The sequence below is a fragment of the Prevotella sp. P6B1 genome (assembly GCF_000702825.1).
Classification (GTDB): domain Bacteria; phylum Bacteroidota; class Bacteroidia; order Bacteroidales; family Bacteroidaceae; genus Prevotella.
This window is the reverse complement of the sequence record NZ_JNKF01000014.1, coordinates 180,383-195,872: the sequence shown is the minus strand read 5'-3', so window position 1 is coordinate 195,872 and position 15,490 is coordinate 180,383. Positions and strand designations below refer to the sequence as shown.

Sequence of the window (15,490 nt, the reverse complement as noted above, 5' to 3'; positions counted from 1 at the left end):
TTCAAGCTATGAGATTAGACGGAAGACGTGAAAGCTCGCATGTTGATGACCGTCGCGGCATGGGCGGTGGTGTCAAGGCTGGTATTGGTGGAATCGGCGGCATTATTCTGATAGCGCTGTTTACATTTCTACAGGGTGGTGATGTGACGGATGTGGTGCAGAATGTGGTACAGCAAACTATGCAGGCGCCTACAGAGACCGTTGGTGAGGAGCATTTTACAGAGGAGGAACAGGAGTTGGCCTCTGACTGTAAGAAGATTCTGGCCAGTACGGAGGAGGTGTGGACTAAGGTCTTTCAGGAGAATGGTTGGGGTGAGTATCAGTATCCTACACTTGTGCTGTTTACCAACCAGGTCAACTCGGCTTGTGGCTCGGCTACGGCTGCTGTAGGGCCGTTCTATTGTTCGGCCGACCAGAAACTGTATGTTGATCTGTCGTTCTTCACGCAGATGAAACGTCAGTTGGGTGTCGAAGGTAATACTTTTGCTTATGCGTATGTGATTGCCCACGAGATTGGCCATCATGTAGAGTATCTGACTGGTACATTGAATAAGGCACATTCGGCTATGAATCAGACAGATAAAGTGACGGCTAATCAGATTAGTGTGCGACTGGAGCTATTGGCCGACTACTATGCAGGCGTTTGGGCGCACTATGAGGATGCCATCAATCACTCAATGGAGTATGGCGATCTGGAAAAGGGCTTGGAGTTGGCAAAGGCTATCGGCGACGACTGGCTGCAGAAGAAGGCGCAGGGGCGTGCTACGCCCGAATCGTTTACGCATGGTACCAGCGATCAGCGTAAGCGTTGGCTGAAGCGCGGCTACGAAACGGGTGATATGCGTATCACTACCTTCAGCGTTCAGAACTATAATGATCTGTAATTACTCGTGGTGATAAGGCTCGCCCTTGATGATGGTGCAGGCACGATAGATCTGCTCTGTAAATACCAAGCGGATCATCTGGTGCGAGAATGTCATTTTTGAGAGCGACAACTGCTCGTTGGCACGGGCATAGACATCTTGTGAAAATCCATACGGTCCGCCTACGACGAATATCAGTCGGCGGGCCGTATTGCGTTTCTGCTCCAGCCACTTGGCAAACTCAATGCTGCGAAACTCCTTGCCATGCTCGTCGAGCAGCACTACGGTGTCGCTGGTCTGAATCTGTTTTAGTATCAGTTCGCCCTCTGCTTGTTTCTGTTGGTCTTCTGAAAGACTCTTGGTGTTCTTGAGCTCGGGGATGGTTACCAAGTCGAAGGGCATATAGTGGCCTATGCGGTCACAGTAGTCGTTGATGCCTGCTTGAAAATGCTTGTCGGTGGTCTTGCCCACCAGGATCAGTATCGTCTTCATTTGATGGATTTTTGTTGTACGAATATTTCAAACTGGCTCTTGTAGCCATTAAACACATTGATGTCCACATCGCCGTGTATGCCTTTGACGCGTCCGTCAGGGCACAACTGCCAGAAGGCCAGGCGCACATCGGGCTTGTACTCGCCATAGCGGGCTATCCACACGTCATAGTCGCGCTTGATATCTGGCGCCAGCGAGAAGTACTTGTTGATGAACATCTGGTTGATGTATAGGATAGGTGATACGCCGCAGCGTCTTTTTACCAGTTGAAGCCATATACGGATTTGTTGGAACATCTTCTCAGGGCCGCCAGCAGCTGCTATCTGGGCATCGCTGGGTTCAACATCGAGTACGGGGGGGAGGTCGCCCTTCTTGAATAGGGTGTTATTAATGAAGTGTTGTGCCTGAGCTGCGCCCGAGGTCTTGAGTGAGAAGAAATGGTATGCGCCGATGGGGATGCCGTGTTTGCGTGCTGCGGCATAGTCGGAAACGTAGTATTTGTTGCGTACCGTGGTACCTTCGGTACTCTTGATGAAGATGAACGATACGGGATAATCGGCTGTGCCGTGTACATTCTTATGACTTTTACGTCCTAAATAGCTGATGCCGAGCTGCTTCCAGTTGATAGGAAATACCTGGCGCCCCTTGCCGTGTTGATAGCGGGCAATGTCGATGCCATAGATACGTTCCGAGGTGTACTTCATGCGCTCGCCCCAGAAGCGGTTTTTCTTCCATTCGCCTACCTGCAGACGGGGATTGTCGTTGGCAGGCGTGAGTAGTTGGATGCCAAAACCGTCGCGCTGGTTCTCTGCCCAGTGGCCTTCGAAATAGCAGCCTTCGGCGATATAGGCGCCGTGACCGTCGGCTTCTATGCCCTTGAAGTCGCCCAAATAGGTACCTAAGGTGTCAACACGGATACCTGTCTTGATGGTGTCGGCCTCATAGATGCCTATAACCGTGAAACCTGCAGAGTCGGTGGTGAGGACGGTGCCCTCGTGCTGGCGGTTACGCCAGCGACCTACGTTCCAGACGGTCAGACGGCGGGCGGGCTCTATTGTCAGGCGCTTGCCGTTGGCAAAAGCTGCCACCATCTCATAACCTTCGTCCATCACGTTATGACGGTCGAAATAGTATTTGAATTCGTCGCCGAAATCTGGTTTGCTATCCTGCTTCAGTGTATCGCTAACAGGAGTGGCTGATGCTTGGAAATGCGTGTTCAGCTGCATACCTTGGTGCATGGGCTTGCCAATCAGGTAGGTGGATGCCGACAGCAGTATAAAGGGTGATATAATAGATATTAATACCTTTTTCATTTATTTACATCTTTTCGGGTGCAAAGTTACAAATTATTTTCTTATCTTTGCAATCAAAATAACGTAAAAAACTAGCGATATGATAAAGGATTTTAATTTTTATGCACCAACACGCGTGGTATTCGGTCGTGAGAGTGAGGAGAAACTTCCAGAGTTGATTAAGCAATATGGTGGCACGAAGGTGCTGGTACACTATGGTAGAGGTAGTGCCCGTCGCTCAGGATTACTCGATAAGGTCGAAAAGATGCTGGGTGAAGCAGGTATTGCTTACGTTGAGCTGGCTGGGGTAGTTCCCAATCCTCTTTTAAGTAAGGTACGTGAGGGAATTGCGCTCTGTCAGCGTGAGAACGTCGACTTTATCTTAGCCGTTGGTGGCGGAAGCGTGATTGATTCGGCTAAGGCTATCGGCTACGGTGTGGGGTACGAGGGCGATGTATGGGACTTCTGGGCGGGAAAGGCAATACCGCAGTCGTGTCTGCCTATCGGTGCCATGCTGACCATTCCTGCTGCTGGCTCTGAGATGTCGTCGAGTTGTGTGATTACCAATGATGAGGGCATGCTGAAGCGTGGCGTGAATAGCGATCTGTGTCGCTGTAAGTTCGCTATCATGAATCCAGAGCGTACTTTCACCTTGCCCGAGTATCAGACTGCTGCAGGAGGTGTAGATATCCTGATGCATACGATGGAACGCTACTTCTCGAAATATGAGGATGCTATGCTTACTGACGCATTAGCCGAAGCGCTGATGCGTACCGTCATTGAGGCGTTGCCCGAGGTGCTGCTCGAGCCGGAGGACTATAAGTATCGCGCTGCGCTCATGTGGGCCAGCTCGCTGTCACATAACGATCTGATGGAGTGCGGCACAGAGAAGGATTTCGCTTGCCACAAACTGGAGCACGAGCTGAGCGGTATGTTCGGTGTGACCCATGGTGCTGGTCTGGCTGCCATCTGGAGTTCGTGGGCTTACTATGTGATGGATAAGCATCTGAATCGTTTCGTTAAGTTCGCCGTCAATGTGATGCGTGTACCACAGGATTTCACCAATCCTCGCGAAACAGCCATGCGCGGTATCAAGGCGCTCGAGGATTTCTTCATGTCGATAGAGATGCCGCTGACAATACCTGATGTGCTGGATAGATTTCTTACCGACGAAGAAATTGATGCCCTCGTTGATAAGTGCAGTAGAGGTGGCAAGATGAATATCGGTGCGATGGAGGTTTTGACACCCGACGATATGCGTAAAATCTATCGGATTGCTAACGAACAACAAGTAAATATTGGGTAAAAACGATAAAATGATAGGAAAATAGATAAAAAAGTTACGAATTGTTTGTTTGTTCCAGAAGAAATGATTACTTTTGCAGCCGAAAATAATGAAGTAAGCAAAAATGAAGAGTCTGAATCTACTTAACGGCCTGATTATTATTCGACTGCATGGGGCAGGCGGAAGTGATTTAGGTGCGTATATAAGTTAGATGTAATGATACTGAATGTTATAGAGCCTTTCTCACTTCCGAGTGTGAAAGGCTTTTTTCTTGGAATATATAGTCAAACAATTAATTAAGAAACAAAAGAAATGAGTGACAGATTGTTTATTTTCGACACAACGCTCCGCGACGGCGAACAGGTGCCCGGATGCCAATTGAACACTGTAGAGAAGATACAGGTGGCAAAGGCGCTTGAGCAGTTGGGCGTGGACGTGATCGAAGCAGGATTCCCTATCTCAAGTCCAGGCGACTTTAACAGTGTGATTGAAATTTCGAAAGCGGTTACATGGCCAGTGATTTGTGCGCTGACACGTGCCGTTGAACGGGATATCGACGTGGCTTTCGAAGCCCTGCAGTATGCCAAACACAAGCGTATCCATACGGGTATCGGCACTAGCGACGAGCATATTCTGTATAAGTTCAATTCTACCCGCGAAGAAATTCTGGAGCGTGCAGTTGCAGCTACCAAATATGCCAAGCGATTTGTAGACGATGTGGAATTCTACTGCGAGGATGCTGGACGTACGGATAATGAATATCTGGCTCAGGTGGTAGAGGCTGTTATCAAGGCTGGTGCGACGGTGGTGAACATTCCTGATACCACAGGGTATTGTCTGCCACAGGAGTATTTCGAGAAAATCAAGTACTTGAAGGAGCATGTTGATAATATCGATCGTGCCATTATCTCAACCCATTGCCATAACGACCTGGGTATGGCTACAGCCAACACTTTCAGTGGTGTGATGGCTGGTGCCCGTCAGGTGGAGGTAACCATCAATGGTATTGGCGAGCGTGCTGGTAACACCTCGCTCGAAGAAATCGCGATGATACTGAAGTGTCACAAGCAGTTAGGCATCGAGACCAATATCAATACTACCAAAATTTATCCCACCAGCCGTATGGTATCGAGCTTGATGAACATGCCAGTTCAGCCTAACAAGGCTATCGTGGGGCGTAATGCCTTTGCACACTCAAGCGGTATCCATCAGGATGGTGTGCTGAAGAATGTGCAGACATACGAGATTATGGACCCCAAAGACGTGGGTATTGATGATAACTCGATTGTACTCACCGCCCGCTCTGGTCGAGCTGCCTTGAAGCATCGTCTGCATGTGAACGGCGTGGATCTGACTGAGGAAAAACTGGATAAAGTATATGAGAAGTTCCTGGTGCTGGCTGATCAGAAGAAAGAGGTGAGCGATGCTGATGCCCTGATGCTGGCTGGTGCAGATACAGCTGATACACACGCCGTTCGCCTTGATTTCTTGCAGGTTACTACAGGTAAGGGCGTGAAGAGTGTGGCCAGTATCGGGCTCGACATCAGTGGACAGAAATTCGAGGCGGCAGCTTCTGGTAACGGTCCTGTGGATGCGGCTATCAAAGCTCTTAAGAAGATTATCATGAAACAGATGACGCTGAAGGAGTTTACCATTCAGGCCATCTCTAAGGGCTCTGACGATGTGGGTAAAGTTCACATGCAAGTGGAGTACGATGGTGCACTTTACTATGGTTTTGGTGCCAATACTGATATCGTAACCGCCAGTGTTGAGGCTTATGTCGATTGTATCAACAAATTTAAGAAGGAGGAAGACTAATGAATACACTCTTTGATAAAATATGGGATAAACACGTGGTGCAGCAAGTACCCGACGGCCCCACACAGTTATATATAGACCGCTTGTATTGTCACGAGGTAACATCGCCTCAGGCATTCGACGGCATGCGTGCTCGCGGATTGAAATGTTTCCGTCCGAAGCAAATCTACTGTATGCCCGATCATAACACACCTACACATGATCAGGACAAACCTATCGCAGACCCTATCTCGAAGGCGCAGGTAGATACGCTCGAAAAGAATGCGGTTGAGTTCGGATTGACACACTATGGCATGATGTCGAAGGATAATGGTATTATCCATGTGGTAGGTCCCGAGAAAGGCCTGAGCCTGCCAGGCATGACGATTGTCTGTGGCGACTCGCATACCTCTACACATGGTGCTATGGGCGCTGTGGCCTTTGGTATCGGTACCAGTGAGGTTGAGATGGTAATGGCTTCGCAGTGTATCCTGCAACAGAAACCTAAATCGATGCGCATTTCGATTAATGGTGTATTAGGTAAGGGGGTAACGCCCAAGGATGTGGCACTCTATCTGATGGCGCAGATCACTACCAGCGGTGCAACGGGCTACTTCATCGAATATGCAGGTTCGACTGTTAAGGCAATGTCGATGGAAGGCCGATTGACACTTTGCAATCTCTCTATCGAGATGGGGGCACGTGGTGGTTTTATAGCACCTGATAGCACCACCTTTAATTATTTGAAAGGTCGCGAATATGCGCCAAAGGGTGAGGATTGGGATAAGGCTGTGGCATACTGGAAGACACTGAAGAGCGGTGATGATGCTGTATTCGACAAGGAACTGACCTTCGATGCGGCTGACATAGAACCTCGTGTCACCTATGGCACCAACCCTGGTATGGGTATTGGTATCACTGAGGCAATACCCGGTAATGCGCAACAAGCCAATTCACCCGAAGCTGGTTTCGAGAAGGCATTGAACTATATGGGCTTCGAGGCAGGGCAGAAATTGTTGGGTACGAAGGTGGACTATGTCTTCTTAGGCGCTTGTACCAATGGTCGTATTGAGGATTTCCGTGCTTTTGCCCATCTGGTTAAAGGTCGCCATAAGTCGCCCGATGTGGTAGCCTGGCTGGTGCCTGGCTCGTGGGCTGTTGATAAGCAGATACGTGAGGAAGGTCTTGATCAGATATTTGAGGCAGCTGGTTTCGCTATCCGTCAGCCAGGCTGTTCGGCTTGCCTTGCAATGAACGATGATAAGGTGCCTGCTGGCAAGTTGGCGGTATCAACTTCGAACCGCAATTTTGAAGGTCGCCAAGGTCCTGGTGCCCGTACCATATTGGCATCGCCTCTGACCGCTGCTGCAGCAGCCATTACGGGTGTAATTACTGATCCACGAGAGTTAATTTAAGAAGAATAGAACAATGAAACAGAAATTCGACATCATAACATCCACTTGTGTGCCACTTCCGATGGAGAATGTGGACACAGACCAGATCATACCTGCCCGATTCTTGAAGGCTACTACCCGCGAGGAGAAATTCTTCGGCGACAACTTGTTTCGCGACTGGCGATACAATGCCGATGGCACGCTGAACGAGAACTTTGTGCTTAACAATCCGGCGTATTCGGGTTGCATCCTGGTAGCTGGTAAGAACTTCGGTTCTGGCAGTAGTCGTGAGCATGCAGCTTGGGCTATCGCTGGATATGGTTTCCGCGTGGTCATCAGCTCATTTTTTGCCGATATCCATAAGAACAATGAACTGAATAACTTCGTGTTGCCCGTAGTGGTGAGCGAAGTCTTCTTGGCTGAACTTTTTGCCTCGATAGCGACTGATGCCAAGACCGAAGTAGAGGTAGATTTGCCAAATCAGACGGTAACCAACAAGGCTACAGGTCGCAGTGAACACTTCGATATCAATGGCTACAAGAAGCATTGCCTGATGAACGGATTAGACGATATCGACTTCTTGGTTGAGAATAAACAGAAAACAGAAGCATGGGAACAAGCGAACAAGTAAATAAGTATAAGCGCATTCAGCCGTTTGTAGAGATCATGGATTCTACGTTACGCGATGGTGAACAGACCAGTGGCGTATCGTTCTTGCCTCATGAAAAACTGATGATGGCCCGTATGCTACTCAACGATCTGAACGTGGACCGTATCGAGGTTGCATCGGCACGTGTATCGGATGGTGAGCGTGAGGCGGTAAGCATGATTTGTCGCTATGCTACCCGTATCGATGCCCTCGAGAGGGTAGAGGTACTGGGCTTTATCGATGGCGGTAAGAGTATCGACTGGGCGGTTGGCTGTGGTTGTAAGACGGTGAATCTGTTGGCCAAAGGCTCGCTGAAGCACTGCACCCAACAGTTGAAGAAAACACCAGAGGAACACATTGAGGATATTCATCGCGAGGTGAAATATGCCCACACAAAGGGCGTTACCGTTAATCTGTATCTTGAGGATTGGAGTAACGGCATGAAGGAATCGCCGTACTACGTGTATCAGTTGATGGATGCGCTGTGCGATGTGGGCATCCGTCGTTTTATGTTGCCCGATACTTTGGGTATCATGAATCCGCTGCAGTGTATTGAGTATTTCCGTAAGATGCTGAAGCGTTATCCCGATACACATTTCGACTTCCACGCTCATAACGATTACGATCTGGCTGTATCAAATTCGTTGGCTGCTGTGCTGAGTGGGGCGAAAGGCTTGCACGTAACCGTGAACGGACTGGGTGAGCGTTGTGGTAATGCACCGCTATCGAGTGTTCAGGTAATTCTGAAGGACCAGTTTAATGCCCGAACCAATATCCGTGAGGATAAACTGAACGATATCTCGCGTATGGTGGAGAGCTATAGCGGTATTGCAGTTGCGCCTAATCAGCCGATTATCGGCGACAATGTGTTTACTCAGGTAGCTGGCGTGCATGCCGATGGCGACAAGAAGGACAATCTGTACTGTAATGCGCTGGTACCTGAACGATTCGGACGTAAGCGTGAGTATGCGCTCGGTAAGAATAGCGGTAAGGCAAACATTGCCAAGAATCTGGAAGAGTTGGGACTCGAACTCACGCCCGAGCAGACACGCCGTGTGACTCAGCGAATCACGGAATTAGGTGACAAGAAGGAGATAGTGACGCAGGAAGATCTGCCGTTCATCGTTTCCGACGTATTGAAACATGATGCGCCTGAGGATAAGGTTAAGTTGGTAAGCTATGTGGTATCAACGGCTTATGGACTGAAGCCTGGAGCGAATATCAAGGTAGAGATTAACGGACGCGAGTATGAGGCCAGCGCCACGGGCGACGGTCAGTATGATGCCTTCGTGAAGAGTCTGCGATACATCTACAAGAAGTATCTCGATCGCACGTTCCCCATTCTGCAGAACTATGCTGTGACTATTCCTCCTGGTGGACGAACCGATGCGTTGGTGCAGACCGTCATCACCTGGAACGACAATGGTAAGATTCTGCGCACACGCGGACTGGATGCCGACCAGACCGAGGCGGCCATCAAGGCTACCTTCAAGATGCTGAACATTTATGAGAACGAACAAAACAATGAATTATAGAATATGAAACTGAAGATTGCTGTATTAGAGGGCGATGGAATAGGCCCAGAGATTATGAAACAAGGTGTGGCTGTAATGGATGCGATTGCCGCCAAGTTCGGTCACGAGTTTGAATATACACCCGCTATCTGTGGCGCTCATGCCATCGAGGAGGTGGGCGATCCTTATCCCGATAGCACCCACGAGGTGTGCATGCAGGCCGATGCCGTATTGTTTGCGGCTGTTGGCTCGCTGAAGTTCGATAATGATCCTACCGCTAAGATACGTCCTGAGACAGGATTGCTGGCTATGCGCAAGAAATTAGGCTTGTTTGCCAACGTGCGCCCTGTAGCTACATTCGACTGCCTGCTGCACAAGTCTCCTTTGAAGGAGGAACTATTGAAGGGAGCCGACTTCGTGGTGATTCGTGAGCTGACTGGTGGTATGTATTTTGGTGCAAAATATCAGGATAATGATAAGGCCTACGATACCAATATCTATACTCGTCCGGAAGTAGAAAGAATCCTGAAAGTAGGTTTCGAGATGGCGATGACCCGTAAGAAGCATCTGACGGTTGTTGATAAGGCCAATGTGTTGGCTTCAAGTCGCCTGTGGCGTCAGATTGCCAAGGAGATGGAGTCGCAGTATCCCGAGGTAACCACCGATTACATGTTTATCGACAATGCCTCGATGCGTGTACTCACTGAGCCTCGTTATTTCGATGTGATTGTGACTGAGAATACCTTTGGCGATATCCTGACCGACGAGACCTCGTGTATCACAGGATCGATGGGACTGCAGCCTTCATCGTCATTAGGTGTGCATACACCACTGTTCGAACCCGTACACGGCTCATGGCCTCAGGCTGCTGGTCAGAATCTGGCTAACCCTATCGCTCAGATTCTCTCTGCTGCTATGCTGCTTGAACACTTCGGACTGAACCAGGAGGGCGCACTCATCCGTCAGGCTGTTACTGCTTCGCTTGATGCTAATGTACGTACACCTGAGATTCAGGTCGAGGGTGGCGAGAAATACGGTACGCGCGAAGTAGGAGAGTGGATTGTAAACTATATCAAGAATGCGTAAATATCTATTGACGATAGCCTTGTTTGCGGTGCTGGACGTATCGGCTCAGACGTCCAAACAGTGGCGCGATTCGGTATCGGTGCTGATAGAGCAAGTGAACCTACATCCGCGAAATATTGACCTGCGACTGAAGAAAGCTGAGGCTAATATCAATCTTCAGCAGTGGGAGTATGCACGCGATGAATACTCGGCTGTTCTGAAGCTCGATGAACGTAATCTGGCGGCACTTTACTTCCGTGCTTTCTGTCATACCCAACTGCGTCATTACGATGCGGCGCGTGCCGATTACGATGCTTTTCTGGCCATTCAGCCCGAGCATCTCGAAGCGCGCTTGGGGCTGGCCCATGTTCTGCAGCTGTTGGGGCGCCGTACTGAAGCAGCCGACGAGTTGAACCGCGCCGTTCAGCAGTTCCCTGATAGTGCCGATGCTTACGCGGCTCGTGCGGCTTTCGAAACCCAGCTGCAACAGTATGATGCGGCGCTTTACGATTGGGATGAAGCTTTACGCTTGGCTCCGGAGAAGGTCGATCTTACGGCATCAAAAGTGGATGTGCTGTTGCGCTTAGGACGTAAGAAAGAGGCCCGTGCGGCATTAGACCAGTCTGTCAAACAAGGAACACCGCGTGCAGCTTTACGTGAATGGTACGATAAGTGCAAATAAAATAATAGAGCCCACCAAATACGGTGGGCTCTATTATTAGGGGTTTATTGTTAGCGGGCTGAAACGTATTTGTGCAGCGTGCTACGAACGGCACCATTGCCAGCAAACAGTTCCTTAACCATTCCTTCAATCTGCTCGCCCATGCCAGCCTCGTACAGGTCGAGTCCAAACACATCCTTGCGGCTGTAAAGAGTCTTCAGGCAGCTCCAATCCTGATCGGCCTTACCAATTTGCAATGGAGCTACGATAGCCTGCAGTTCCTCGAGCATGGGGTCGGGTGAACAATCAAAGGCTGTACCATCGTCCTTGATTCCCTTCAGGTAGCGGGCGTAACCAGCCAAAGTGAGAGGAATCAGCACCAGGTTGCTCTTATCCAAACCACGAGCGATGTACTTCTTCAGGGTTTCGCCGAAACGGATAGGCAGCTTCTGACTGGTATCCATGGCGATACGCTGTGGAGCATCGGGCATGAATGGGTTTGGCAAGCGGCGATTGATGACAGCGCCGATAAACTCGTAGGGGTTCAGTACGCCTGGATCAACTACTACTGGCATCGCCTCGATATAACCCAGCTTCTGAACGAATGGGCGCAGGTCTTCGTCGGCCATCTCGGCAGAAATCAGCGTATAGCCCAGCATGCAGCCATAGATACTCATAGCTGTGTGCAGAGGGTTCAGACAGGTAGTCACCTTCATGGTCTCAACCTTATCGACGGTTTCGCGAGTGGTGTAGAGTGCGCCACCCAGATCCAATGGCGGACGACCGTTGGTATAGTTATCTTCGATAACGAGGTACTGTACCTCTTCGGCATTTACGAATGGAGCGGTGAAGGTGTGCTTTTCAGTCTCAATGTAGTTGTTGTCATCGAAACCATCAGCAGCCAACATTTCCTTCACCTTCTCGTGTGGGCGAGGGGTAATCTTATCAATCATCGACCAAGGGAAGGTGATCTTCTTCTCATCTTTCAGGTAGTCGAGGAAGGCAGCGGGTACCAATCCATCGTTCACCCAACGCTCTGCATAAGCAAATACACCAGCCTTCACCTTGTCGCCGTTGTGCGAGCAGTTGTCCATACTCTGAACGGTGAGTGGCAACTGTCCGGCGTTGAAGCGCTCGAGCAGCAGGGCACAAACCTTACCCATAGCGAAGAGTGGCTTCAGTCCACGAGCCAGGTCAGCCTCGTTGTAGGTATAACCTTTCTCGGTGATGGTGAACGAAATCATCTGTAGACTTGGGGTCTTGAATATTTCTACCAGGCGGTTCCAATCCTCAAACTGTGGGTCGGCCTTCAGGGCTTCGGTTACTGAAGCAATCACCTTCTTCTCGATGGTGCCTGTGCTTTGCAGCGATACCAGTAGCGAGAGGTTGTTGTATGGGGTGTAAGCCTTGTCGATCACCTCGAAGTCGAAGGTCTCGGCCACGATGACACCACGGTCGTACTTACCTGTGTTCAGCGCATCGTTCAGGATGGCAGCAGGGAAGGCGCGGAAGATGTTTCCGCCACCGAAGTGTACCCATGTGGGCTCTTTGGCTGTCTTTTCGCGTACAGCCTTGATATCAAACTTAGGAAGCTGGTAGCCCTTGGCTTCCCACTCTGCGGCATTATAATTACCGCTAAAAATATCATTAAGTTTCATATTTTTGCTAAATTAATTAATCAAAGAATCCAGGCTGCTTGTATTCGATGCCTAACTCGCGATCAACGGTGGCGAGAATACCTTGTACCTGTCCAAGGGCGAACATACGGCCCAAAAGGGTGTAACCGGCATTATGACCGTGACTGCTTTCGTCCATAATACCTCCAGGCTCGTCGGTGAAGGTCATACCGTGATCCACACGCATTGGCAGAGCGGGATTCTCCTTCTCGAAGATACGGCAGAGCTCAATCAGGTCGGCACGACCGCCCAGGTGAGAGGCCTCTGTGAAGTCGCCATTAGGGAAGATGTGGCACGAACGCAGGTGAACGAAGTGTGTGCGCGAAGCAAACTTCTTGGCCAGCTCAACCACATTATTATAAGCACCTGCTGAGAGCGAACCAGCACAGAATGTCAGACCGTTATGCTTGTTGGGTACAGCGTCGAGGAACCACTGGATATCTTCTTCGGTACGTACGATACGTGGCAAGCCGAGAATCTCGATAGGGGGATCGTCGGGGTGTACGCACATGTTCATGTTGCACTCCTCGCAAACAGGCATGATGGCCTCGAGGAAGTACTTCATGTTGGCACGCAGCTTAGCTTTGTCAATCCCTTTGTAGAGGTCGAGGAACTCACGGAACTTCTGTACAGGAGCCTCGTCGTTCTCGCTGAAGTTACCGCTTACGAATCCCTGTGTCTTGATTACAATGTTTTCAACCAGCTTGTGGTCCTTCTCGGGTGTCATGGTCTTAGCCAGCTCGTCGCACTCGGCAATCACGTTACGGTCCTGGCCCCATCCCTCGGGGAACTGGAACTTCTCCCATTCCTCACGAGCGCCTGGACGCTTTAGGATATAGATGTCGAAATAAGCAAATTCGGCATAGTTGAAATAGAGGTTAGTGGCACCGTTGGGATTGTCGTGGAACAAGTCGGTGCGAGCCCAGTCGAGTACGGGCATAAAGTTGTAGCAGATGCAGTGGATGCCTTCGGCAGCCAGGTTTCGCAGACTCTCTTTGTAGACTTCGATCTGATGATCGCGATCTGGACCGCCGTATTTGATTGTCTCAACGACGGGCAGACTCTCAACCACGCTCCATCTCATGCCATAGCTCTCGATGTACTCGCGCAGGTCGCGGATCTTCTCGCGTGTCCAAACTTCACCCAGAGGCACATCGTGCAGGGCGGTAACGATGCCCTCAACACCAATCTGTCTTAGTTGTGCAAGAGTAATCTTGTCCTTCTTGCCAAACCATCTCCATGTTCTTTCCATAATTAGTTCTATTTTTGATTTGTTGTAATGAATGTTGCAAAATTAGTGATTTCTCAGCAATTAGCATTGCTATTTTAGTTCATTTCTTTGCAGATTTGTATTTTTTTAGCTTATTTCCCATCATCAGCGCTCTAAAATCCAATGGTTTGCCTGGACCGGCTGTTGCTGACGATGGTATAGCTACTGCCTCGCTCTCCATACCATAGCGGTTCATGGCCGTAACGGCATAGTATAATGTGCGCCCTTTGTGGGGCACGGTGATGTTTAACTCGCGCTGGCGGGTTGCTATCAGATTCTCAGGATTGCTGATATCTACCGGCAGCGATTCCGAGGCGTACACATTATATAATAGGTAGTCGGCACCCGAATTGTCGACGGCCTGTTGCCAGATGAGTCTGTCGGCGGTCATACTGCGTTTCAGTTCCAGCCTACTTACAGGCGATGGTGCCAGTTTGCCTGCCCAGGTCATTGGCGGAATCAATGCGGGAACGCTATTGAAATCGTAAGTGAAATCGTAGATACCCTTGGTGTTGTCGGTAAAGAACTTACTGCGGAAGAAGGTGTAGCCCATACCAAGTTCACGCAGTACACTCATCTCGCGTGTAACCACTTCGAGCGCCCAGTCCTTCTCACGGGGATGCATCATGTAGACTGCCAGTCCTGGTGCTACGATACGTCCGTAGCTATGCTCCAGCCAGTCAACCGCGAAAGGGTAGAAGTTATTACCCTGGAAATACATCATCGGAAAGAGGGCGTCCATCAGTCCGTCGCGCAGCCATCCTTGGGCATCCTGGCATACGGTAGTATTGGCATTCCAGCCTGAACTGCGATAGCGAGCCAAGTCGTCGTATTTGCCTATAGGCGAGCATGATAGCTTAATCCATGGCTTTAATGCTTTAACCCTATGATTAATCTTCCTGACGATGTTAGTAATGTACTCTCTACCTTGTGGACGCGACACTTTCAGCTTCCAGGTTTCGGGGTAGCGGATATAATCGAGATGAATACCATCCACATCGTATCGTCGTGTTACCTCTGCGCAGAATTGTGCCAGATAGTCACCCGTCTGTGGCTTCTCTGGATCCATATATCCTTCATCGCCGATCTTGCGGATGAGTGAGGGATATTTGATTCTGAGTTGTTTACAACCAGTGCCGTTCCATTTGCCAACGGGTATGGTAACAATCCATGCGTGGCACTCCATCCCGCGACGATGACATTCTTCGATGCAGAACTGCAGCGGGTCGTAGCCTGGCGATTTACCAGGATGTCCCGTGATGCATCCGTCCCAAGGCTCGATAGTTGTCGGAAAGATAGTGGTTGCTCTGACGCGTGTCTGAATCATGACGGTATTGATACCAGCCAATTGCAATTGGTCGAGAATCGTTATCAGTTCACGCTGTTGGTTAGCCGAGGAGTAGGAGTGGGGCCAGTCGATGCCACCGATGGTGGTCAGCCAGACGGCTCTGACTTCATGTTTCGGGTTGTTTGCTTTTGTACTTAGCACTAGTGCTAAAAGCACGAAAATATGTATAATTGTCTTCAAAATG

Annotated in this window: 13 protein-coding genes; 8 read left to right on the top strand and 5 right to left on the bottom strand. The window is 49.8% G+C overall.

The genetic code is table 11. The annotated features are described in order from the left end of the window. Positions 1-8: 8 nt before the first annotated feature. Positions 9-884, top strand: coding sequence for a neutral zinc metallopeptidase (locus T495_RS0111715; protein WP_028903447.1), 876 nt, complete (start codon positions 9-11; stop codon positions 882-884). On the opposite strand, the gene rlmH is transcribed toward T495_RS0111715, so the two are convergent. Together rlmH and T495_RS0111705 are read right to left on the bottom strand one after the other, a co-directional pair. Further along, complete coding sequence (rlmH, locus tag T495_RS0111710; protein WP_028903448.1) at positions 885-1,355, bottom strand: 23S rRNA (pseudouridine(1915)-N(3))-methyltransferase RlmH; 471 nt, start codon at positions 1,353-1,355, stop codon at positions 885-887. After that, positions 1,352-2,668, bottom strand: a complete 1,317-nt coding sequence (locus T495_RS0111705; RefSeq protein WP_033148795.1) for a GH25 family lysozyme — start codon at positions 2,666-2,668, stop codon at positions 1,352-1,354. Before T495_RS0111705 ends, rlmH begins: the two co-directional genes overlap by 4 nt. An 82-nt stretch (positions 2,669-2,750) precedes the next feature. On the opposite strand from T495_RS0111705, the gene T495_RS0111700 reads away from it, so the two are divergent. From T495_RS0111700 to T495_RS0111670, 7 genes are all read left to right on the top strand, one after another. Continuing rightward, positions 2,751-3,953, top strand: a complete 1,203-nt coding sequence (locus T495_RS0111700; protein ID WP_033148890.1) for an iron-containing alcohol dehydrogenase — start codon at positions 2,751-2,753, stop codon at positions 3,951-3,953. A 291-nt stretch (positions 3,954-4,244) separates the two neighbouring features. Beyond that, positions 4,245-5,750 (top strand): 2-isopropylmalate synthase, encoded by a 1,506-nt coding sequence (locus T495_RS0111695; protein ID WP_028903451.1) that lies wholly within the window; start codon positions 4,245-4,247, stop codon positions 5,748-5,750. Beyond that, positions 5,750-7,144, top strand: coding sequence for a 3-isopropylmalate dehydratase large subunit (gene leuC / locus T495_RS0111690; RefSeq protein ID WP_033148794.1), 1,395 nt, complete (start codon positions 5,750-5,752; stop codon positions 7,142-7,144). The genes T495_RS0111695 and leuC overlap by 1 nt, the downstream gene beginning before the upstream one ends. 13 nt (positions 7,145-7,157) lie before the next feature. Continuing rightward, entirely contained in the window at positions 7,158-7,754 is a 597-nt protein-coding gene (gene leuD, locus T495_RS0111685) for a 3-isopropylmalate dehydratase small subunit (protein ID WP_033148793.1), read from the top strand. Beyond that, positions 7,733-9,307: an alpha-isopropylmalate synthase regulatory domain-containing protein gene (locus T495_RS0111680; protein ID WP_033148792.1), complete on the top strand. Its 1,575-nt coding sequence runs from the start codon at positions 7,733-7,735 to the stop codon at positions 9,305-9,307. The genes leuD and T495_RS0111680 overlap by 22 nt, the downstream gene beginning before the upstream one ends. Positions 9,308-9,310: 3 nt before the next feature. Then, positions 9,311-10,372: a 3-isopropylmalate dehydrogenase gene (gene leuB / locus T495_RS0111675; RefSeq protein ID WP_028903455.1), complete on the top strand. Its 1,062-nt coding sequence runs from the start codon at positions 9,311-9,313 to the stop codon at positions 10,370-10,372. After that, positions 10,365-11,033: a tetratricopeptide repeat protein gene (locus tag T495_RS0111670; protein ID WP_033148791.1), complete on the top strand. Its 669-nt coding sequence runs from the start codon at positions 10,365-10,367 to the stop codon at positions 11,031-11,033. The genes leuB and T495_RS0111670 overlap by 8 nt, the downstream gene beginning before the upstream one ends. 50 nt (positions 11,034-11,083) lie before the next feature. Here T495_RS0111670 and T495_RS0111665 read toward each other — a convergent pair whose 3' ends face one another. The 3 genes from T495_RS0111665 to T495_RS0111655 form a co-directional block, all read right to left on the bottom strand. Beyond that, entirely contained in the window at positions 11,084-12,670 is a 1,587-nt protein-coding gene (locus T495_RS0111665; RefSeq protein WP_033148790.1) for a mannitol dehydrogenase family protein, read from the bottom strand. A gap of 16 nt (positions 12,671-12,686) precedes the next feature. After that, a complete protein-coding gene (gene uxuA, locus T495_RS0111660) occupies positions 12,687-13,940 on the bottom strand; it encodes a mannonate dehydratase (RefSeq protein WP_033148789.1) in 1,254 nt (417 codons plus the stop codon). A 79-nt stretch (positions 13,941-14,019) separates the two neighbouring features. Next, on the bottom strand, positions 14,020-15,477 hold the full coding sequence (locus T495_RS0111655; protein ID WP_231495105.1) for a glycoside hydrolase family 10 protein: 1,458 nt from the start codon (positions 15,475-15,477) through the stop codon (positions 14,020-14,022). Between the last annotated feature and the right edge of the window lie 13 nt (positions 15,478-15,490).